The sequence below is a fragment of the Corallococcus macrosporus genome, from assembly GCF_017302985.1.
Lineage (GTDB): Bacteria > Myxococcota > Myxococcia > Myxococcales > Myxococcaceae > Corallococcus > Corallococcus macrosporus_A.
Map to the genome: position 1 here is coordinate 534,611 of NZ_JAFIMU010000002.1, position 21,283 is coordinate 555,893.

Below are 21,283 nucleotides of genomic sequence, written 5' to 3' on the forward strand. Positions count from 1 at the left end.
GGGATGCAGCCGGGTGAGGTGACACCGCTGGCGGCGCGCGTGGCGCGTCTGCCGGGCCTGGACGTCAAGCCGGGTGAGCCCCTGGCGCCGCTCATCAGCGTGCGCGTGGGCGGACCGGCCGAAGCGCTGGTGCGTCCCCGCTCGCCGGACGCGCTGGTGGACCTGCTGCGCCTGGCCCGCGACGAGGGCATCCCCGTCACGGTGCTGGGCGGCGGCGCCAACACGCTGGTGGGCGACGGCGGCGTGCCGGGCTTCACCGTGAAGCTGCCTCCGGATTTGTTCCCGGAGACGCTGGACGTGGGCCCGGACGACGGGCGGGTGACGCTGGGCACGGGCGCGGCCATCGCCCGGCTGGTCAACGTGATGCGCGCGCAGGGCCTGGTGGGCGCGGAGTTCCTCGCGGGCATTCCCGGCACCTTGGGCGGCGCCGTGACGATGAACGCGGGCACCAAGAACGGCGAGTGCTTCCGCGTGGTGGAGGCCATTGAAGTGGCCACCGCGGACGGGGTGGGGTGGCTGACGAAAGCGCAGGTGCCGCACACCTACCGTCACGCCACGCTGCCCGCTGGAGGTATCGTCACGCGCGTGCGCTTCCATCTTCCCAAGGGCGATGTCGTGGCCAGCAAGGCGGCCATGGACGCGGACCTGGGCTACCGGAAGCGCACGCAGCCCTTGAGTCAGCCCAACTTCGGCAGCGTGTTCACCAACCCGCCGGGCGACCATGCCGGGCGGCTGATTGAACTTGTCGGCCTGAAGGGGCACACCCTGGGGCGCGCGCAGGTATCCACCCTGCACGCCAACTGGATCGTCAACCTGGGCGGCGCAACCGCTCGCGACGTGCGGGGCCTCATGACCCTGATGCAAGACCGGGTACATGAGGCCACCGGCACCGTCATGCACCCCGAAGTCAAATTCGTCGGAGTCTTCCTGCCATGACCATCGGTCCCCGAGGCTTCACCCCCGCTGAGTTGAAGGCCAAGCGCGTCGGCGTGCTGTACGGCGGCCTCTCCAGCGAGCGCGAGGTGTCCCTGCGCACGGGCGCCGCGGTGGCGGGGGCCCTCAAGGGGCTGGGCTACGACGTGGTGGAGATCGACGTGGGCAAGGACCTGCCCGCGCGCCTCGTCGCGGAGAAGGTGGACGTGGCGTGGCTCGCGCTGCACGGCCGCTTCGGCGAGGACGGCTGCGTCCAGGGCCTCCTGGAGGCCATGTTCATCCCCTACACCGGCAGCGGCGTGATGGCGTCCGCGGTGGGCATGGACAAGGTGTACGCGAAGGAGATCTTCGTCGCGCGCGGCATCCCCACGCCGCCCTACCGGGCGTTCGACTCGGCGGAGGCCGCGCTCGCGGAAGCGGACCGGCTGCCGTTCCCCTTCCCGGTGGTGGTGAAGCCCAGCCGCGAGGGCAGCAGCGTGGGCGTGCACATCTGCAAGACGCGCGAGGACTACACCGCCGCCGTCCAGGACGCGGCGAAGTACGCGGGCACGCTCCTGGTGGAGCAGTTCATCAAGGGCCGCGAAGTGCAGGGCGGCGTGCTGGACAACGAGGCGCTGGGCGTCATCGAGGTCAAGGCCGCGCGCGAGTTCTACGACTACGAGGCCAAGTACAAGGCCGGCAGCGGTACTCAGTATCTCTTCCCCGCGCCGCTGCCCCCGGACCTGTACGCGCGCGTCAACGAGGTCTCCCTCGCCGCGCACAAGGCGCTGGGGTGCTCGGGCGGCTCGCGCTCGGACGTCATCGTCACCGAGTCCGGTGACGTGTTCCTGCTGGAAATCAACACGCTGCCCGGAATGACGGCCTCCAGCCTCCTGCCCAAAATCGCGGCGGGGCGGGGCATCGACTTCCCGGCCCTCTGTGAGCGGCTGCTCCAGGGCGCTTCGCTCAAGGCCTGAGCCGCTCCGCGTTCTTTCCTGGAGTTCCAGACCCTTGCACGGGAGGGGTGTCCCCTCGTGCCGCTACAGCGACGTGCCTGTAGCCAAAAACTGGCGTGGTTCGACGTCCGCACGCAGCATGCGCCTCCCTAGTCATGGCCTTCGGAAAATCCAAGAACCGCCGCCGCCTGGACGCCGCACCGCGCAACGACGCGGTGAAGGGCGCGGTCCGTTCGCACGGGCCGACGGTGGCGAAGGCGCTGGGGCTGGCCGTCGCGACGGCGGGGCTCATCTGGGGCGGCATCGAGCTGCGTGCGTGGGCGCTGGTGTCGCCGCGCTTCGCGCTGGAGTCGGTGAACTTCTCCGGGCTGGAGCGGGCCTCGCGCCCGGAGCTCTTGAAGCTGTCGGGGCTGACGGCGGGGCAGAACCTGTGGACGCTGGACCCGGCCGCGCTGGCGAAGGCCATGGGTCAGCACCCCTGGGTGCGCACGGTGGAGGTGACGCGGCGGTTTCCGCGCGGCGTGTCCGTGGAGGTGACGGAGCACGCACCCGCGGCGCTGGCGGTGCTGGGCGACCTGTACGTGCTGGACGAGGAGGGCGAGCCCTTCAAGCGCGTCACCCCGGGGGACGGGCTGGACCTGCCGCTCGTCACCGGCATGGAGCGCGACGCGTACGTGGCGGACCCGGACGGGGTGCGCGCGAAGTTCCGTGAGGCGCTGGATGTAACCCGTGCTTATGCGCGGCTGTTGCCCGGACGATCGGAGCGGCTTTCTGAAGTGCGCCTGGAGAACACCGGGCTTGCGCTGGTGACGGCGACGGGGCAGGAGGTGCGCCTCGGCGCGGGCGATACGGAAGTCAAGCTCCAGCGGCTGGCGCGCGTTCGACGCGAGCTCAGCACAAGGGGGCTTGCAGCCGCGATCATTCGCCTGGATAACCGTGCCCGACCGGGTTGGGTGGCGGTGAGGCTTTCGAGTGGGTCCGACTCCGTGCGGAGCGGGGACTCGACGCAGTGAGGATGCTTCCTTCACGAAAGTGAGGGAGCCTGGGAGGAGTCACATGGCGAAGCAGAAGTCGGGGGAGATCATCGTCGGCCTCGACATCGGCACGACGAAGATCTGCGCCATCGTCGGCGAGCTGACCGATAGCGGTATCGACATCATCGGTATCGGTACGCATCCGTCGAAGGGATTGCGCAAGGGCGTCGTGGTCAACATCGAGGCCACGGTGTCGTCCATCCGGCGCGCCGTGGAGGAAGCCGAGCTGATGGCCGGGGCGGAGATCTCCCACGTCTACACGGGGATCGCCGGCGGCCACATCAAGGGCTTCAACTCCCAGGGCATCGTCGCGGTGAAGGACAAGGAGGTCCGCGACGCGGACATCGCGCGCGTCATCGACGCCGCGAAGGCGGTGGCCATCCCGCTGGACCGGGAGGTCATCCACGTCCTGCCGCAGGAGTTCATCATCGACGACCAGGGCGGCATCAAGGAGCCCCTGGGCATGGCCGGCGTGCGCCTGGAGGCCAAGGTGCACATCGTCACGGGCGCCGTCTCCAGCGCGCAGAACATCGTCAAGTGCGCCAACCGCACGGGCCTGAACGTCTCCGACATCGTGCTCCAGCCGCTCGCCTCCGCTGAAGCCGTGCTGAGCGAGGACGAGAAGGAGCTGGGCGTGTGCCTCGTCGACATCGGCGGCGGCACGACGGACATCGCCATCTTCTCCGGCGGCTCCATCGTCCACACGGCGGTGATTGCCCTGGGCGGCAACAACCTGACGAGCGACATCGCCATCGGCCTGCGCACCCCCGCGCACGAGGCCGAGCGCATCAAGCAGAAGTACGGCTGCGCGCTCGCGTCCATGATCAACAAGGACGAGACGATCGAAGTGCCGAGCGTGGGCGGCCGTCAGCCGCGCGTCCTGGGCCGGCAGATCCTCTCGGAGATTCTCGAGCCGCGCGTGGAGGAGATCTTCCAGCTCGTGCACCGGGAGATCCAGAAGTGCGGCTACGAGGACCTGCTCGCGTCGGGCATCGTCATCACGGGCGGCAGCACGCTGCTCGCGGGCATGCCGGAGCTGGCGGAAGAGGTGCTGGGCCTGCCGGTGCGCCGGGGCATGCCGCGCGGCATCGGTGGCCTGGTGGACGTGGTGAAGAGCCCCATGTACGCCACGGGTGTGGGTCTGGTCGTCTACGGCGCCAAGCACATGGACCGCCGCATGTTCCGCATCCGCGAGGACGGCAACGTCTACAAGAAGGTGAAGGGCCGGATGCGCGAGTGGCTGGAAGAGATTTTCTAAGCGGTCCCGGTGCGGCAACGCGCTGAGTCAGGGCTCCCTTCGGGGGGCCCTTTCGCGTTTCGGGGGCTCGTGTCCGAGGGCTCGTTTGACGCGTCAGGGGGCGACGCTGACGCGTCAGTCCGGGAAGCAGCGAGTTTCCAGATTCCAGAATCCGGATCCGGCTTTCGGACGGCCGCCTTAGGCACGGGCGGCCAGCCGTGCAAGTTCCAGGATTTGGACGGATCGGGAATTCGACAGAGGATGGCGCCCGGCTTGCTAGGGGGGCCTGTGGCTCCCGGAGCGGATTCCTCCGTGTTCCCGGTGAGCCTCTGAACCTATGACACCACACAAGACTTCGCGGTTGCTGACGCCCCTACTGGGAGTACGCGGCTCTGCCGCGGCGCTGTTGGCCCTGCTGTGCGCCGTATTCGCGGCGCCCCCGGCCTTCGCTGAGCCGGACTCGTTCGGCCTGGGCAATGGCCACGATGGCCCGGAGGTCATTACCGCTCCCGGCACGGTCGTGAACATCTACACGCGGTTGACGCAGCCCGCGGGCGTGAATGCGACGACCGTGACCGTCACGGACACCACGGGCTTCAACGTGGGCGACCTGGTGATGCTCTACCAGTCCACGGGCTTCACAGGGGCAGTGACCTCCGGCGCCCCGGGCCCGTTCAACTTCTCGGCGACCCCGGTAGGCAACTGGCAGTTCGTTCGGCTCACGGATGTGACGGATGAGGAGCTGACCTTCACGGGCATGCCGCTCACGACGGCGTTTACGGGCGGCAATGGTGACGTGGAGGCCATCCGGGCTTCGGCTCAGGCCATCCGGGTGCCCGAGTACACGACCGTGACCATCAACCCGGGCGCGAGCATCGTTGCCAAGCCGTGGTCCAACGACGGTGACTTCACGGACAGCCTGGGCGGCATCGTCGTCTTCCTGGCGAACGGGACGGTGACGAACAACGGCACCATTTCCGCCAGCGGCGCCGGCTTCCGAGGTGGCGAGGAGTTCAACGGGAGTGGCGACAATTGTCCGGAGACGGATCTGGACGTCGAGCATCCGCGCGGTGCCATCAAGGGCGAGAGCCTGGTTCCCACCCGCTACAAGCAGGACTTGGCATTCCCGGCCCCTGCCGGGACCTCGGGCCGGGGCAATGTTCTTCACGGCGGTGGTGGCGGTGTCTGCCACAACTCCGGCGGTGGTGGTGGTGGCAACGGCGGCGAGGGCGGTATCGGCGGCAGGACCTGGAGCGGTGATGACGAAGGAAACGCGCCCTCACGGCCCGTCGGAGGGTTGGGCGGCGGTCGGCTGACGTTCTCACCCGCGACCCGACTCCTGTTTGGTGGCGGTGGTGGCGCAGGTCACAGCAATGATGATGAGGGCGGCGGTGGCGGAAACGCCGGCGGCATCGTCTTCATTCGCGGTCAGGCCCTGGCTGGTAACGGAAGCATCACGTCGGATGGCGACCCGGGTGAGGACTCGCTGAATGATGCCGCGGGTGGCGGTGGCGCTGGCGGCACCCTCTCGCTGAACTTCACCGAAGCCCTCTCCTGTGGTGCGGGCACGCTGTCCGCCAATGGCGGCAAGGGCGGCGACAGCCATTTCGAGGAGCCGCACGGCACGGGCGGTGGCGGCGGTGGCGGCAACATCTTCCTGCAGGGCACGAGCCTCTCGTGCGGCACGTCGGTCGCGGGCGGCGTGGCGGGCCTCCAGGACACGACTGAGGCCGTGGATGGTCGGCCTTACGGCTCTGCTCCGGGCAACCCGGGTGTCATCACCCAGAACCTGCCGCCGACGGTGGCCATCACGACGCCGGCCAATGGCTCGACGGTGACGAACCCGAACGTGACGGTGACGGGCACGGCCACGAACGCCACCAGCGTCGTGGTGAGCTTCAACAATACGAACTACCCGGCGACGCTGACAGGCAACACCTGGAGCGTGGCGCTGCCCGGTCCGCTGCCCAACGGCCAGTACACGGTGACGGCGGTGTCCTCGAATGGGACGACCACGAGCACGCAGGCTTCTTCCACCTTCACGGTGCAGGCTGCCACGACGCCGACGGTGGCCATCACGACGCCGGCCAATGGCTCGACGGTGACGAACCCGAACGTGACGGTGACGGGCACGGCCACGAACGCCACCAGCGTCGTGGTGAGCTTCAACAATACGAACTACCCGGCGACGCTGACGGGCAACACCTGGAGCGTGGCGCTGCCCGGTCCGCTGCCCAATGGCCAGTACACGGTGACGGCAGTGTCCTCGGACGGGACGACCACGAGCACGCAGGCTTCTTCCACCTTCACGGTGGCGGTGCCGGCGCCGACGCCGACGGTGGCCATCACCACGCCGGCCAACGGTTCGACGGTGACGAACCCGAACGTGACGGTGACGGGCACGGCCACGAACGCGACCAGCGTGACGGTGACGTTCCAGGGCACGGACTACCCGGCGACGCTGACGGGCAACACCTGGACGGTGGACCTGCCCAGTTCGTTGCCCAACGGTCAGTACACGGTGACGGCGGTGTCCTCGAATGGGACGACCACGAGCACGCAGGCTTCTTCCACCTTCACGGTGGCGGTGCCGGCGCCGACACCGACGGTGGCCATCACGACGCCGGCCAACGGTTCGACGGTGACGAACCCGAACGTGACGGTGACGGGCACGGCCACGAATGCCACCAGCGTGACGGTGACCTTCCAGGGCACGAACTACCCGGCGACGCTGACGGGCAATACCTGGAGCGTGGCGCTGCCCGGCCCGCTGTCCAATGGCCAGTACACGGTGACGGCGGTGTCCTCGAACGGGACGACCACGAGCACGCAGGCTTCTTCCACCTTCACGGTGGCGGTGCCGACGCCGACGCCGACGGTGGCCATCACCACGCCGGCCAATGGCTCGACGGTGACGAACCCGAACGTGACGGTGACGGGCACGGCCACGAACGCGACCAGCGTGACGGTGACGTTCCAGGACACGGACTACCCGGCGACGCTGACGGGCAACACCTGGAGCGTGGCGCTGCCCGGCCCGCTGGCCAACGGCACGTACACCGTCACGGCGGTGTCCACCAACGGCACCACCAACAGCACGACCGCGACCTCTACCTTCACCGTCGACCCGGCGGGCACGGTGGACTCGGACAACGACGGCCTGACGGACGAGGAGGAGGTCGACCTGGGCACCAACCCGAACGACCCGGACTCCGACGACGACGGCATCCCCGACGGCATCGAGGTCAAGGTGGGCGGCACGGATCCGCTCGACGACGACTCGGATGACGACGGCATCCTCGACGGCAACGAGGACAAGGACCACGACGGCATCGTCGATGCCGACGAGACCGACCCGAAGAACATCGACACGGACGGCGACGGCCTGACCGACGGCGTCGAGACGGGCCTCACCGAGCCCCAGGGCGACGACACCGACCCGTCCAAGTTCGTGGCGGACAAGGACCCGTCGACCAAGACGAACCCGCTGGACGGCGACACGGATGACGACGGTCTGCTCGACGGCAACGAGGACGCCAACCACGACGGCAAGGTGGATCCGACGGAGACCGATCCGAACAACATCGACACGGACGGCGACGGCCTGACGGACGGCCTGGAGCTGGGCCTCACCCAGCCCCAGGGCGAGGACACCGACCCGACGAAGTTCGTCGCGGATCAGGACCCCGACACCAAGACGAACCCGCTCAACAAGGACACCGACGGCGGCAGCGTGCTCGACGGCATCGAGGACGCGAACCACAACGGCCGCGTGGACGTGCTGGAGACGGACCCGAACAACGCCGCGGACGACAAGGACGCGGACGGCGACGGCATCGACAACGCCACGGAGCTGGAGAAGGGGACGGATCCGTTCGACCCCGACACCGACGACGACGGCGTGCCGGACGGCATCGACGGGCTGACCGACACGGACGGGGACGGCACCATCGACGCGCTCGACCCCGACAGCGACAACGACGGCATCCTCGATGGCACCGAGCTGGGTGTCACCCTGGAGACCGCGCCCCCGGGCACGGACACGTCGTCCCCGAACTTCAAGCCGGACGCGGACCCGTCGACAAAGACGGATCCGAAGAAGGCGGACACGGACGGTGACGGCCTGAAGGACGGCGAAGAGGACGCCAACCACGACGGCCGCCGTGACGCGACGGAGACGGATCCGACGATGAAGGACACCGACCAGGGCGGCATCGATGACGGCACGGAGGTGAACGGCGGCTCCAACCCGCTCGACGCCAACGATGACTACCTGGTGGTGGGCCACGGCTGCAGCACGGGCGGCTCCGGTTCGCTGGCGCCCTTCGCGCTCATGCTGATGGCGCTGCCCCTGGTGGGCCGCCGCTTCCGCCGCGCCGGGAACCTCCTGGCGCGCGCGGGTGGGGCGCTGACCGTGTTCATCACGGCCCTGTTCGCGGGCTCCACTGCCCACGCGCAGGCCACGGCCGTGTCGCAGGCCATCGACGTGCAGCAGTACAAGCCGGGCCCGGGCATCGCGGACGTGCTCGCGGTGCACGGCGCGAAGGTGCAGCGGCACCTGGGGTGGAACGTGGGGCTGTCGGTCAACTACGCCGACAAGCCGCTCAACTTCTTCGACCCCCGCTCGGACACGTACATCACCTCCGTGGTGAAGAGTCAGGTCGGCGTGGACCTGATGGGCGCCATCGGTCTCTACGACCGGTTCGAGATCGGCGTCGTGCTGCCCATCACCATCCAGAGCTCGGAGGCTTCGCCGGGCGTGGACGCGTCCTTCTCCAACGGGGTGAGCGGGGGCGGCATCGGCGACCTGCGCCTCATCCCGAAGGCGCGCCTGCTGGACGGTGACAACTACGGCCTGTCCGTGGTGGTGCCCGTGTCGCTGCCCACCGGCGGCGCCTCGGACTTCCTCGGCGGGTCGGGCGTGTCCGTCAACCCGCGCGTGGTGGCGGAGTACGGCCGGCGCTTCCGCGTACTGGCCAACGTGGGTGTGGACATCCGCAAGGCGGAGCAGCTGCGCAACCTGAACGTCGGCAGCGCGCTGGCGTACGGGGTGGGCGCGGAGGCGCCGCTGGGTGACCTGCCGCTGGCCGTCCAGGCCTCGCTGGTGGGCGCGGTGGGCTTCAAGCAGCAGAACGAGGAGGAGCGTCCGCTGGAGCTGCTCGCGGCCCTGAAGTACCGCGGCCTCACCGGTCTGTCCGCGCAGGTGGGCGCGGGCCCGGGCCTCACCCACGGCTACGGCACGCCGACGTTCCGCGTGCTCGCGTCCGTGGGCTACAGCACCCCGGAGCGCGCCCCGGCGCAGCCCCGGCCGGTGTGCCCGGAGGGCCCGGAGGACTTCGACGGCTTCCAGGACCAGGACGGCTGCGCGGACCCGGACAACGACGGCGACGGCATCGTGGACACGCAGGACAAGTGCCCCAACGAGCCGGAGACCGTGAACGAGTTCGAGGACGCCGACGGCTGCCCCGACACGAAGCCCGCGCCGCCTCCGCCCGCACCGGTGGACTCCGACGGCGACGGCCTGATGGACCCGGACGACAAGTGCCCCAACGCGCCCGAGGACAAGGACGGCTTCCAGGACGAGGACGGCTGCCCGGACCCGGACAACGACAAGGACGGCATCCTGGACACGGCGGACAAGTGCCCGCTGGAGCCGGAGACCATCAACGGCGTGGCTGACGAGGACGGCTGCCCCGACAAGGGCAAGGTCAAGGTGCTCGTCGAGGGCGAGCGCATCCTCATCCTGGAGAAGGTCTACTTCGCCACGAACAAGGACGTCATCCTGCCGCGCTCGTTCCCCATCCTGAAGCAGGTGGCGGCCGTGCTGCGCGCCAACCCGCAGGTGGAGCTGCTGCGCGTCGAGGGACACACGGACAGCCAGGGCAGCGACGTCGCCAACCTGGACCTGTCCAAGCGCCGCGCCGCCAGCGTGAAGACGTTCCTCGTCAACGAGGGCATCGCCGCGGAGCGCCTGGAGTCCGAGGGCTACGGCGAGACGAAGCCCGTGGACACCAACAAGACGTCCGCTGGCCGTGAGAACAACCGCCGCGTGGAGTTCAACATCACGCGGATGGGCAAGGTGGAAGTGGAGAAGCCCGCCCCGTAGCACCCGCTCCAGGGAATGAAACACGGAAGGCCCGGTTCCCCCGAGGGAGCCGGGCCTTTTCGTCATCCGCGTCCCGTCCTGTCACGTCGCGCGTGCGTGGAGCGCGTGGACGACTGACCACGGCGAGTCACCGGACGCGAGTCAAGAGGGTGTTTGCATGCGCGCGATGTCCGCATGCCCACCGCCGCCACACGCGTAAGTGGGCGTCAGGACTCGGGCGCGCAGCAGGGCGCTACAGGCTGGTAGCGGAATACTTGCCAAAGCGCCCGACTTCCTGATGATTGTCGACGGTGGGTGTTTCCGCGGACGGCGCCGCGGTGCTTCCGCCACGAGGACGACATGGACCAGTTCGAGCAGAACAAGCAGGCCGCGAAGATTCGTGTCGTGGGCGCGGGCGGGGCGGGCTGCAACGCGGTCAACACGATGATTCTGTCGAAGCTCGACCGCGTCGACTTCATCGCCGCCAACACCGATGTCCAGGCGCTCGCCGCGAGCAAGGCGCCCACCCGGCTGCAGCTGGGTCAGGCCCTCACCAAGGGCCTGGGCGCGGGCGCCAACCCGGAGATGGGCCGCGAGGCCGCCCTGGAGTCGCGCGATCAGATCGCCGCGGTGCTGGAAGGCGCCGACATGGTCTTCGTCACCGCAGGCATGGGCGGTGGCACCGGCACGGGCGCCGCGCCCATCATCGCGGACATCGCCAAGAGCCTGGGCTGCCTCACGGTGGGCGTCGTCACCAAGCCGTTCCTCTTCGAGGGCAACAAGCGCCGCAAGCAGGCCGAGCAGGGCATCGTGGAGCTCAAGGCCGCGGTGGACACGCTCATCACCATCCCCAACCAGCGCCTGCTGTCGCTCTCCAACGAGCCCATGCCGCTCTTGGAGACCTTCAAGCGCGCGGACGAGGTCCTGCTCAACGCCGTGCAGGGCATCAGCGACCTCATCCAGTACCACGGCTACATCAACGTGGACTTCGCGGATGTGAAGACCATCATGAGCGACAAGGGCCTGGCGCTCATGGGCACGGGCCACGCGTGCGGCGACCGCCGCGCCATCACCGCCATGCAGCAGGCCATCTCCAGCCCGCTGCTGGAGGACGTCTCCATCGACGGCGCCACGGGCCTGCTCATCAACATCACCGGCGGCCGCGACATGACCCTGCAGGAGGTCAACGAGGCGCTGACGCTGGTGCACGACGCGGCGGACGGCGAGGCGGAGATCATCTTCGGGTCGCTCATCGACGAGCAGATCCAGGACGAGGTGAAGATCACCATCATCGCCACGGGCTTCGTGCACCGGGACGCGCCCAAGGCGCGCCCCATGGCGCAGGTGGTCCAGGTGCCGCTCGTCGGCCGTCCCTCCTCGCCGCCCATGGCCCTGTCCTCGCCGCGCGAGGAGGTGGCCAGCCTGGTGCCCGCGAAGACCACGCCGCGTCCGACCATGTCCACCGTGGAGACGCCCAAGTCCTCCATGCAGAGCGCGCGCACGGCCGTGGTGAAGGACGCGGCGCTGCCCCTGGACGAGGATCAGTTCGACATCCCCACGTTCCTGCGCCGCCAGGGCCAGACGGAGCTGCCGTAGTCAGGCAGCAGCGGGGTCGCTAGCGGGGGAGGCGGGCGACGCTCGCCGTGCCCCTGCCGGTGAGGCGGTCGCACCTGGTGAACAGTCCGTCCACCTCGTCGTAGAGCGCGTCGATGCGCTCCGACAGGCTGGGGGCGGGAAGCAGTCCGTCACCGGACAGCTCCTCCAGGCGGGTGCCGGCGCGCTGCAACAGCTGCAGGGCCTTGAGCAGCGAGCGGCCCTGCTGCGTGCCGTCCGGCGTGAAGAGGGTGCCGCCCTCGTAGAGCGTCACCAGATTGGCGCGGGTGTCCTGCTGCCGCTGGTTGAGCCGGTTCCGGTACAAGTCCAGACGGCGGGCGCGGCGGGCACCATGCAGGTCCACGACGCTGTGCGTTCCTGTCGAGGGAGGCTTCACGTCGGGCAAGGTACGCCAGGGGTTCGCAAGTCCGCAAATTTACGGGACTGTACGGACCTGTTGCGCGCCTGCCCGAACGCTTGTCAGTCAAGGGGGTGGGGGTTAGTTTGGCCGCCCTTCGTAAAGCCAGGGTGCCTGCCATGTTCCAGAAGCTGCTCATCGCCAACCGGGGTGAAATCGCGCGTCGCATCGGGGCCGTGGCCCGGAGCATGGGCGTGAAGACGGTGGCGGTGTACTCGGACGCGGACGTGAACCTGCCCTTCGTGAAGGAGGCGGACGAGGCCGTGCGCATCGGCCCCGCGCCCGCGAAGGACAGCTACCTGAGCATCCCCGCCATCCTGGAGGCCGCGAAGAAGACGGGCGCCCAGGCGGTGCACCCCGGCTACGGCTTCCTGTCGGAGAACGGCGAGTTCGCGCAGGCGTGCGCGGACGCGGGGCTCGTCTTCGTGGGTCCGCCGCCGGAGGCCATGGCGCGGATGAAGGACAAGAGCCAGGCGCGCAAGCTGGTGTCCGCCGCGGGCGTGCCGGTGGTGCCGGGCAGCGACGGCGTACTGCCGGACGTGCAGAGCGCCCTGGAGGCCGCGGAGCGCATCGGCTACCCGGTGCTGTGCAAGGCCGCCAGCGGCGGTGGCGGCATCGGCATGGCGGCGGCGAAGGACCCGGCGGAGCTGGAGAAGGTGTACCGCCAGTGCACGGACCGCGCGAAGGCCGCCTTCGGCCGCGAGGGCGTGTACCTGGAGCGCTACTTCCCGGCGCCCCGCCACATCGAGGTCCAAATCCTGGGCGACACCCACGGCCACCTCATCCACGGCCTGGAGCGCGAGTGCTCCATCCAGCGCCGGCACCAGAAGGTGGTGGAGGAGGCCCCGTCGGTGCTGTTCGCCAACGGACGCAACGCCGCGCTGGCGGACACGCTCTTCACGGCGGCCGTGAAGGCGGCGAAGGCCTTCGGCTACGCGAACGCGGGCACGGTGGAGTTCCTGTACTCGGACGGGCAGGTGTACTTCATCGAGATGAACGCCCGGCTCCAGGTGGAGCACCCGGTGACGGAGCTGACCACGGGCCTGGACCTCATCGGCTGGCAGCTGCGCATCGCCTCGGGTGAGAAGCTGACCGTCAAGCAGGAGGACGTGAAGCGCAAGGGCGCGGCGCTGGAGTTCCGCATCTACGCGGAGGACCCGGTGAAGTACTTCCCGTCCCCCGGTCCGCTGAAGGTCTTCCAGCCGCCCACGGGCGAGGGCGTGCGCCTGGACTCCGGCTACGCGGAAGGGGACGTGGTGACGCCGAACTACGACCCGATGATCGCCAAGCTCATCATCAGCGGTGCGACGCGCGACGAGGCCATTGCCCGCGCGGTGAAGGCGCTGGAGTCCTTCCGCATCGAAGGCATCAAGACGAACATCCCGCTCCACCTGCGCATCCTGAAGGACCCTGCCTTCAGCGCCGGCGAGCTGGACACGCACTTCCTGGATCATCACGCGAAGCCTTGAGTATTCCCACCTGAGGAGGACGGTTCATGGCGGACGTTGCGGCGCACATCACGGGCACGGTGTGGAAGATTGAAGTGAAGGTCGGCGACACGGTGGATGCCGGCCAGACGCTGGTCATCCTCGAGTCCATGAAGATGGAGATGCCCGTGGAGGCCGAGGAGGGCGGCACGGTGAAGGAGATCCGCTGCAAGGAAGCGCAGCCGGTCAACGAGGGCGACGTCCTCGTGGTGCTCGGGTAGTCACGAGCGTCACCGGATGGAGCCCACGCTGGAGGTGGAGGATCGCGAGGGCGGGGTCCGGGTGCTCACCGTCTCCAACCCGTCGCGGCGCAACGCGCTGAATGACGCGTTGCTGGCCCGGCTGGACGCGGCGCTGGAGCCGGCCGCCCACGTGCGCGCGCTGCTGGTGCGCGGCCAGGGCGGGCACTTCTGCGCGGGCTACGATTTGACGCACCTGGGGCCCCCGGGCGCGGACGGGCGGCTGCCGGATGACCCGCTGGTGGCGTGCCTGCTGAAGCTGGAGCGGCACCCTGCGCCGTCGGTGGCGCTGGTGCAGGGCGGCGCGGTGGGGGCGGGCTTCGACCTGGCGGCCTCCTGCGACTTCCGCGTGGGGGCCTCCGACGCGTTCTTCCTCATGCCTCCGGCGCGGCTGGGCATCGTGTACTCGCCGGAGGGGCTGGCGCGGGCGGTGCGGCTGGTGGGGCTGTCACGCGCCAAGCAGCTGTTCCTCACCGCGCGGCGGCTGCCGGCGGCGGAGGCGCTCGCGTGGGGGCTGCTGGATGAATGCCCCGAGGACGCGGAGGCGCGCGCGCTGGCGCTGTGCGCGACGCTGGCCGCGGGGGCGCCGAAGGCGGTGTCGGGGATGAAGGAGGCGTTCGGGCTGCTGGCGCGCTCCGGGTTGTCCCCGGAGGACGTCGCGCACCTGCGTCAGGTGCGCGGCGAGGCGTTTGGCAGCGAGGACGCGAAGGAGGGGCGCGCGGCCTTCCTGGAGAAGCGCGCGCCCCGGTTCAACGGCCGCTAGGTGTCGCCGAACAGCTCGCCCATGCGCAGCTGGAGCGCGGAGGCGATCTTGTAGAGCGACGAGATGGACGCGGAGGACTCCGCGCGTTCAATCTGGGACAGCAGGGACACGGACAGGCCGGTGCGGCGGGCCAGCTGCTTGAGCGTGAGCTCCTGCGTCTTGCGCGCGTCGCGGATGGTGCGGCCGATGGCGCGGTGCAGGTCGGCTTCCGGGTCCTGGGACAAGCCCTTCTTCTGCAGCGCGTTGCGCACGGCGGCCGTGAACTGCTCCGGCTCCATGGGCTTCTTCACGTAGTCGGACGCCTGCGCCTTGAGCGACGCGACGGCCGTGTCCACGGTGGGGTAGGCCGTGGCGACGATGACCGCGATGTCCGTGTCGTACTTGCGGATGAGCTCCAGCACTTCGGTGCCGGACATCTGCGGCATCATCATGTCGAGGATGACGAGGTGGAAGTCGGAGCCTCGGAGGATGTCCACCGTCTGCGTAGGGTCCGTGGTGGTGACGACCTCGTAGCCTTCACGGGTCAGCACCAGCTTGAGGTAGTCGCAGTTGTCCTGCTCGTCATCAACTACCAGGATGCGAATCTGCACAGCGTCTCCTCGCTGCAGGGTTGAGGGAAGTGCTGCGGGGGGGACTACTCGCCGTTCTACGGGGCGGGGGGACTCTGAGCCTGGCGCGCTTTGGTCATCTGGCTCAACGCCTTCATGACCAGGTCTCGCTTGGGATAGCCCTCGGGCGTGAGCGTGAGGAACGTCTCGTAATGCAGCTCACTCGACTTGAAGTCCTTGAGGGTGGCGTACACCCCGCCGAGCATCAGGTGGCACTCGGGAACCTTGGGTGCGCGCGCCGCGCATTCCTGGGCGATTGACAGGGCCTCGTTGGGTTCCGTCTTGGCCAGCTTGAGGACCCTGGCCTTGATCTGATCAATGTTCCTGGTGACCTCTCCCGGCTTCAGCGTCTTCAGGCTGTCGACCGTCACGTCCTCGGCCGTCATGGTGGGAGGGCCGACTGCTTCGGTGGCCGGCGGCGGCGCCTGGGCCTCGAGCCCTTGCTTCACGCTGTCGTAGCGGGACTTGAAGACCGTCTCCGGGGAGACCTTGGCCAGGGTGCTGCCTGCTTCCTTGAGCTTGCCGGCGTCCAGGGCTTCCTGGGCGGCCGTGAGGTTCTTGTCGGCCTCGATCTCCTGGGTCAGCAGGCGCTCCCGCGCGGTCTGCGCCTTGAGGGCCGGACCGCCCCGGGCGGACTCGCCCAGGCTCTTCAGGATGGTGGCCGCGACCTCGAAGTTGGCCGACTTGAGCGCGGTGTCGAAGTCCGCTTCGGTGACCTTCTGTGCCGGAGGGGCCGGCGTCTTCACCGTCTCCGGAGGCGTCAGCGCTTCAGGAGGCTTCTTCTCCGGCGTCGCGGGCGGATTCGCGGCCACGGTCTCCGCGGGCTTCGTCGTGGGCGGCGTCTCCGGGACCGGCTGCGGATCCGCGGCGACCACGGGGGGCGGCGCGTCCGGCGGCTTGGGCAGCAGGTCCTGCCCCTTCACCACGAAGAGGGCCGCGCCCGCTCCAATGGAGAGGAACACGATGACCGCGGCCACCCACATCTTCTTGGAACCGCTGCGCTCCTGCGCCGCGATGTCCTCCGCCAGCGAGCCCGGCCCCACGAAGCGCAGCTTCACGTGGCCCATCTCGATGACGTCTCCGTGCGCGAGCGTCGCCTGGGCGTAGCTCTCACCGTTGACCGTCATCCCGTTGGCGGACTGCATGTCGATGACGCGCCACTCGCCGGTCTCCTCGCGCACGATCTTCGCGTGCGTGCGGGACAGCGAGCGGTGGTCCAGCGCCACGTCGTTCTCCGACGTGCGGCCAATCCGCAGTTCCGTGCGGTTGCAGTCGTACTCCTGGCCCTTGAACTCGTTGGGGGCGAGCACCAGCAGCCGGGGCTGCTCGTCCTCCGGCACGCGCTCCACGCGCCGGGGCCGGTCCGCCTCCATCTGGTCCATGCGGATGATGGACGTGGCGTTGCGGCGCGCCTCCGCGGAGACCGGCGTGTGGCCCGGCTCGTCGCCGTCCTCCTCGTCGGGGTCCTCCGCCTCGTCCTCGCCGTCCACCATGGTGTCGCGAGGGGCGGGGCCGCCGCGCTCGTCGTCGTCCTCCTCCGGTTCCGGCTCCGGCCGGCGGGAGGCGGGCACCTTGGCGGTGATGGCGCCAGCGGGGGCGCCAGCGTTGGCCGCGCCCTCGACCTGCAAGGCCAGATCGTAGTCGCCAATCTGGATGAGGTCGCCCTCCTTGAGAGGGAGCTGGCCTGCGACGCGTTCACCGTTGATCCGGGTGCCGTTGTAGCTCCCCAGGTCTTCGAGCACGACGTGTCCATTGAGGCGCACCAGGCGGGCGTGTCGACGTGACACGTTCCGCTCGGTCAGGCGGATCGTGTTGCCCTCCTGACGGCCAATGGTGATTTCGTCGCGCACGAAGGGAACAACGGTCTTGCGCCCCTCGTCGTCTTCGATGATGAGCTTCAGCACGGGTCCGGTCCGAGTACAGCTATAGCAGAATGCCCTTCACCGAGACAAGCCATGTATCCCCCGAGAACAACAGGGTTTTTCGCCCATCCCAGGGTCAGGGAGGCACTGTTGTCCATCGGTCGATTGGCCGGAAAGGGTGGGGAGCGCAGGATACCGGGGCTCACGATAGCGCTGATCGCGGCCCAGGCCATTCTGTACGCAGTGGTGGCGTCCGGCGGGTCGCCCGGGGTGGACGCGCTGATCCGCTGGGGAGCCAAGTCGGGCCCCCTGGTGACGGACGTGGGGCAGGGCTGGCGGCTCCTGTCGGCCAACCTCCTGCACCGGGACGCGCTGCACCTGGGGCTCAACCTCCTGGTGTTCGCGGGGGTGGGGACGGCGGTGGAGCGCTCGTGCCGGTGGTGGGAGTACGTGGCGCTGCTGGCCGTGTCGGGGCTGGCGACGATGACGGGCTCGCTCTGGTGGTCTCCGGCGGTGAGCGTGGGCGCGTCAGGGTGGGTGTTTGGCTGTGTGGGTGCGCTGCTGGTGCTGGGGCGGCGCGCCCGGAGCGGCCCGGGGGCGCGCTTCCGGTGGTTCTCCGGGGAGAACGCGCTGCCCACCGTGCTCGTCTTCCTGTGGCTCGGGTGGACGAGCGTGGGCGTGGACAACGCGGGGCACCTGGGCGGGCTGCTGTCCGGGGTGCTCGTGGGTGTCCTCCTGCGCTCGCGGGCGTGGGGGGCCGGGCTTCCGCGAGCGGTGGCGCTGGTGGGGTTCGCGGGGCTGGGCGCGGCGGTGGTGGTGGCGGAGCGGTCGGCGTGGCGGGTGGAGCGGGATGACGGCTTCGGGGTGGCGGTGTCGCTGCCGGAGGGGTGGCGCCGCGAGGAGGATGGCCAGGGGCGGCGGGCCTTCTCCAACGGGCTGACGGGCCTGGGGCGGGCCACGCTCACGGCGGAGGCCATCGAGGCGGGTGAGCCGGGGGACGGCTCCGCGCAGGCCCGGCACTTCCTGGATGAGTCGCTGGTGCCCGGCAGGGCAGGGCCCGAGGGGCGCACGGTGTCGGTGGGCGCCGTGGAGCCCGCGTCGCTGGGCGGCCGGCCCGCGCAGCGGATCCGCGCGGAGCTGGAAGGGGCGGGCAGGCGGACGCACCTGGTGGCGTGGTTCGTGCCACGCGGAGAGTGGGTGTACCGGCTCGTCTTCACCTGGCCGCAGGCCTACCCGGCCTATGCGCGCGTGGTGGAGCGGATGACGGCGGACGTCCGCTTCGACGAGCCCGCGAGCCTGCGGGTCGCCCGCGCCCGGGCGCTGCTGGTGCCGGGCGTCGCGGGGCCGCTGCGGGAGCTGGGGCATTCGCTGCGGCGGTGGGGGCTGCCGGCGGATGCCGTGGAGCCCCTGGCGTCGGCGGTGCGGCTGGCGCCGACGCAGGTGGACACCCGCGTGGAGCTGGCCCGCGCGTACTTCGAGTCCGGGCAGGTGGAGGAGGGCTGCCACGCGGCGGCGGAGGCGCGGGTGTACGGGCCGTCCGACACGGGCGCGCTGGAGGCAGGCGTGCGCTGCGCGCTGGCGCGAGGGGACACCGCCGGGGCCCTGCTGCGCCTGGAGGAGGCCCGCCGCGTGGATCCGCGGGATGCGAGGCTGCGCGCGGCCGAGGGCGCCTTGAAGGCCGCGCTCGAACCGCACGGGCCTTAGCCGGAGGTCGCCGCTTCAGCGCTCTCCGAACGGGCGCACCGCGAGCCCCACGCCCAGCATCGCTTCGTCGCGCCGGAAGAGCCCCGCGTCGTTCTTCACCCCCGTGGCCGTGAGCCGCGCGAACACCGGCGCGTCGTTGACCGCGAGGAGCACGTGCTCCAGCGCGACCTCTCCGCGCGCCCGGAAGTGCGCGCCCCCCTCGAACTCGAAGCTCCAGCCCGCCACCCCCGTCGCGCGCAACGCCCACCGCCCGTCCCGCGTCTCCCAGCCCGCGTCGAGCAGCAGGGACGTGAAGGGGGACACCTCATGCCGGGTCCCGTCCGGCGCGTGGCGCAGGGCATGGCTCGCGGCGGGGCCCACGGCCAGCCAGCCCCACTCGGCATTCGTGCGGAGCGGATCCAACAGCAGCCCCACGCGGCCCGTCTCCAACGTCCAGCCCGCACCCTCCCAGGTGCGCCGCTCCAGGTGCGCCGCGCGCGCGGCGAGCGCCACGTCGAACGGGAAGGGGATGCGCCGGGGCCGCCCGATGGAGACGAGGATGGAGCCCTCCTCCACGTGCCTGCGCAGCAGGCCCTCGTAGGCGGTGAAGGTCAGCCCCCGCTTCTCGCCGCCCCAGGCCTCCGTCATGAGCAGCCGGTGCGAGTCGAACCACAGCGAGTCCGCCTTGCTGCCGCTCGAGCGGTCCGCGCGCACCAGGAACCCCGTCCGCACGGCGAGGCTCTGCGCGTCGTCCTGCACGCGCAGCGCGGTGCCCAGCACCCAGCCGGTGCCGGGGTCGAAGCAGGTGGGGAACGTCTCCCCGGCGGCCGTCCGGCCCTCACACGACAGGCCGGGCACGCTGCCCAGGAGCAATGCCAGCGCGAGCGCCACCATGCCGGCCTAGCCCTTCCCGGGGGACGACGTCGGCGCGGACCTTCTCGCCGGAGCCCACAGCGAGAAGCGCAGCCCCGCCTGCGCGGACCACTCCCAGCCCGCGGGTGCGTTCGCCACGTCGTCGCGCCACGTCCCGCGTCCGTCCAGCGTCAGGCTCACGGGCTGGTCGTTGATGGCCAGCAGGATGACCTCGTAGCCCGCGCGCAGCCGCAGCCGCTCCGGGCGCAGGGGCCGGCCCTCCACTTGTTCGCCGAGCAGCACCTTCTGGGCCTCCGCGCCGAAGCGCACGTGGTGGAAGCCGTCCCGGTCCAGCGTGAGGTCCCCCTCCAGCGCCGCCGAGGGAACGAGCGTGAAGAAGCCGTTCGTCCGGTCGCGCTCCACGGCGGGACCGGCCCGCACGCGCACGTAGGACACCAGGTCGCTCGAGTGCCACAGGTCCAGCGTCACGTGGGTCGCGGCCAGGGAGAGGAAGTCCGCGTGCACGTCCTCGCGGCGCACCTGCTCTCCGTGGAGCACCTCCATCCAGAAGCCCAGGTTGGCGTAGACGTCGAAGCGCCGGGGACGGCCGTAGAAGGTCGTCACCCGGAAGAGCGGCGCGTCGTTCTGGCTGCGGAAGTCGTAGCGCAGGAGCGTGGCCTCGTAGGACGCCGCGTCGCCCAGGTAGAACTCCGTGTCCAGGAGCGTCATCCGGTGCAGCCGGTCGGAGTCGCCGGGCCACTCCAGGTCCACGCCGAAGTCCACGCGCACGCGCTCGTCCATGCGGTCCGTTTCGCGCAGCCATCGCGGCGCCCACGCTCCACCCAGGTAGACGCGCCGGTGCAGGTCGAAGTTGTACTGCAGCACCCGTCCGCGCTCGTCGCGGTACCAGCCCGGCGGCGCCTCCGCGATGGCGGGCACCAGGCGGTACTCGCGCGCCTTCTCCGGGGGCATCACGCCCGACACGCACGGGTTCACCCGGTCCAGGGGCTGGTCGCTCTCATGTCCCTGCGAGTCCAGCACCTGGGCGGGCGACACCAGGCACTCCTTCTTCGCCTCGTCGCAGCGGACACGCCACTGCCCGGATGGCACGGCGGGCGTGGGCGGCAGGCGCAGGCACAGCGGATATCCGTTGGGAGATTGCTGGGGAGACTCCGCGCCAGGCACGGCCATCTGGAAGTCCCACGGCTCGGGTTCCACGGGCGGCTCCGGCTCCGCGGCCTGCGTCGACTCCACAGGAGCTTCGGGCTCCTTCACCTCCGGCACCTCCACCTGTCCGAGCAGGAGGGCACACCCCAGGGTCACCGCTGAGACCAGCATCACTGCTCCTCATGAGCGGCCTTCCGCGCACCGGCCACGCGGTCAGGCTTCGTGATGGGACGCCCTTACAAGGCCCGTGCCCCTTACGGGAGGACGGGCTTTCGCGGACATGGCCGTGCGGCTGTGCAAGCGTCTGCACAGCCCCTGTGCACGCGGAGGCGCACGCGGTGGCGCGAGAACGACGCACCTCCTTCCAGGTCGGTCGACCGGAGGGGA

At 70.1% G+C, this 21,283-nt stretch carries 15 protein-coding genes; 10 read left to right on the plus strand and 5 right to left on the minus strand.

Annotated features, from left to right (window positions below; translation table 11 throughout):
- Positions 1-3 precede the first annotated feature (3 nt).
- The 6 genes from murB to ftsZ all read left to right on the plus strand — a co-directional run bounded on the left by murB (position 4) and on the right by ftsZ (position 11,820).
- Positions 4-936 (plus strand): UDP-N-acetylmuramate dehydrogenase, encoded by a 933-nt coding sequence (gene murB, locus JYK02_RS02625; RefSeq protein ID WP_207048259.1) that lies wholly within the window; start codon positions 4-6, stop codon positions 934-936.
- Positions 933-1,889, plus strand: coding sequence for a D-alanine--D-alanine ligase (locus JYK02_RS02630; protein ID WP_207048260.1), 957 nt, complete (start codon positions 933-935; stop codon positions 1,887-1,889). The genes murB and JYK02_RS02630 overlap by 4 nt, the downstream gene beginning before the upstream one ends.
- A gap of 134 nt (positions 1,890-2,023) precedes the next feature.
- A complete protein-coding gene (locus JYK02_RS02635; RefSeq protein ID WP_207048261.1) occupies positions 2,024-2,881 on the plus strand; it encodes a cell division protein FtsQ/DivIB in 858 nt (285 codons plus the stop codon).
- Between the two features lie 43 nt (positions 2,882-2,924).
- Complete coding sequence (ftsA, locus tag JYK02_RS02640) at positions 2,925-4,160, plus strand: cell division protein FtsA (protein WP_014398878.1); 1,236 nt, start codon at positions 2,925-2,927, stop codon at positions 4,158-4,160.
- A gap of 340 nt (positions 4,161-4,500) precedes the next feature.
- Positions 4,501-10,245: an adventurous gliding motility protein AgmC gene (gene agmC, locus JYK02_RS02645; RefSeq protein WP_207048262.1), complete on the plus strand. Its 5,745-nt coding sequence runs from the start codon at positions 4,501-4,503 to the stop codon at positions 10,243-10,245.
- A 339-nt stretch (positions 10,246-10,584) separates the two neighbouring features.
- Positions 10,585-11,820 carry a cell division protein FtsZ gene (gene ftsZ, locus JYK02_RS02650; RefSeq protein WP_207048263.1) on the plus strand — a complete coding sequence of 412 codons (1,236 nt, stop codon included), beginning with the start codon at positions 10,585-10,587 and terminating at the stop codon, positions 11,818-11,820.
- A 19-nt stretch (positions 11,821-11,839) separates the two neighbouring features.
- Here ftsZ and JYK02_RS02655 read toward each other — a convergent pair whose 3' ends face one another.
- Positions 11,840-12,181, minus strand: coding sequence for a hypothetical protein (locus JYK02_RS02655; protein WP_347402411.1), 342 nt, complete (start codon positions 12,179-12,181; stop codon positions 11,840-11,842).
- Positions 12,182-12,354: 173 nt separating this feature from the next.
- Here JYK02_RS02655 and JYK02_RS02660 point away from each other — a divergent pair, with 173 nt between their 5' ends.
- From JYK02_RS02660 to JYK02_RS02670, 3 genes are read left to right on the plus strand one after another with little or no spacing between them, the layout of a single operon-like run.
- Positions 12,355-13,704 carry an acetyl-CoA carboxylase biotin carboxylase subunit gene (locus JYK02_RS02660; RefSeq protein WP_207048265.1) on the plus strand — a complete coding sequence of 450 codons (1,350 nt, stop codon included), beginning with the start codon at positions 12,355-12,357 and terminating at the stop codon, positions 13,702-13,704.
- 26 nt (positions 13,705-13,730) lie between these two features.
- On the plus strand, positions 13,731-13,943 hold the full coding sequence (locus JYK02_RS02665; protein WP_207048266.1) for an acetyl-CoA carboxylase biotin carboxyl carrier protein subunit: 213 nt from the start codon (positions 13,731-13,733) through the stop codon (positions 13,941-13,943).
- A 16-nt stretch (positions 13,944-13,959) separates the two neighbouring features.
- Positions 13,960-14,724, plus strand: coding sequence for an enoyl-CoA hydratase/isomerase family protein (locus tag JYK02_RS02670; protein WP_207048267.1), 765 nt, complete (start codon positions 13,960-13,962; stop codon positions 14,722-14,724).
- On the opposite strand, the gene JYK02_RS02675 is transcribed toward JYK02_RS02670, so the two are convergent.
- Entirely contained in the window at positions 14,721-15,314 is a 594-nt protein-coding gene (locus tag JYK02_RS02675) for a response regulator (RefSeq protein WP_014398871.1), read from the minus strand. The genes JYK02_RS02670 and JYK02_RS02675 overlap by 4 nt on opposite strands.
- Positions 15,315-15,370: 56 nt before the next feature.
- Entirely contained in the window at positions 15,371-17,236 is a 1,866-nt protein-coding gene (locus JYK02_RS02680) for an FHA domain-containing protein (protein WP_207048268.1), read from the minus strand.
- A 228-nt stretch (positions 17,237-17,464) separates the two neighbouring features.
- On the opposite strand from JYK02_RS02680, the gene JYK02_RS02685 reads away from it, so the two are divergent.
- A complete protein-coding gene (locus JYK02_RS02685; RefSeq protein ID WP_347402412.1) occupies positions 17,465-18,898 on the plus strand; it encodes a rhomboid family intramembrane serine protease in 1,434 nt (477 codons plus the stop codon).
- A gap of 15 nt (positions 18,899-18,913) precedes the next feature.
- Here JYK02_RS02685 and JYK02_RS02690 read toward each other — a convergent pair whose 3' ends face one another.
- On the minus strand, positions 18,914-19,771 hold the full coding sequence (locus JYK02_RS02690) for a hypothetical protein (protein ID WP_207048270.1): 858 nt from the start codon (positions 19,769-19,771) through the stop codon (positions 18,914-18,916).
- 6 nt (positions 19,772-19,777) lie between these two features.
- Positions 19,778-21,067: a hypothetical protein gene (locus tag JYK02_RS02695; RefSeq protein WP_207048271.1), complete on the minus strand. Its 1,290-nt coding sequence runs from the start codon at positions 21,065-21,067 to the stop codon at positions 19,778-19,780.
- Positions 21,068-21,283 lie beyond the last annotated feature (216 nt).

Bases quoted from the DNA above. Each gene is read 5' to 3' on its own strand.
- murB (WP_207048259.1), top strand. From the start codon at position 4: ATGCAGCCGGGTGAGGTGACACCGCTGGCGGCGCGCGTGGCGCGTCTG.
- ftsZ (WP_207048263.1), top strand. From the start codon at position 10,585: ATGGACCAGTTCGAGCAGAACAAGCAGGCCGCGAAGATTCGTGTCGTG.
- JYK02_RS02660 (WP_207048265.1), top strand. From the start codon at position 12,355: ATGTTCCAGAAGCTGCTCATCGCCAACCGGGGTGAAATCGCGCGTCGC.
- ftsA (WP_014398878.1), top strand. From the start codon at position 2,925: ATGGCGAAGCAGAAGTCGGGGGAGATCATCGTCGGCCTCGACATCGGC.
- JYK02_RS02670 (WP_207048267.1), top strand. From the start codon at position 13,960: ATGGAGCCCACGCTGGAGGTGGAGGATCGCGAGGGCGGGGTCCGGGTG.
- JYK02_RS02690 (WP_207048270.1), bottom strand. From the start codon at position 19,771: ATGGTGGCGCTCGCGCTGGCATTGCTCCTGGGCAGCGTGCCCGGCCTG.
- JYK02_RS02695 (WP_207048271.1), bottom strand. From the start codon at position 21,067: ATGCTGGTCTCAGCGGTGACCCTGGGGTGTGCCCTCCTGCTCGGACAG.
- JYK02_RS02665 (WP_207048266.1), top strand. From the start codon at position 13,731: ATGGCGGACGTTGCGGCGCACATCACGGGCACGGTGTGGAAGATTGAA.
- JYK02_RS02635 (WP_207048261.1), top strand. From the start codon at position 2,024: ATGGCCTTCGGAAAATCCAAGAACCGCCGCCGCCTGGACGCCGCACCG.
- JYK02_RS02630 (WP_207048260.1), top strand. From the start codon at position 933: ATGACCATCGGTCCCCGAGGCTTCACCCCCGCTGAGTTGAAGGCCAAG.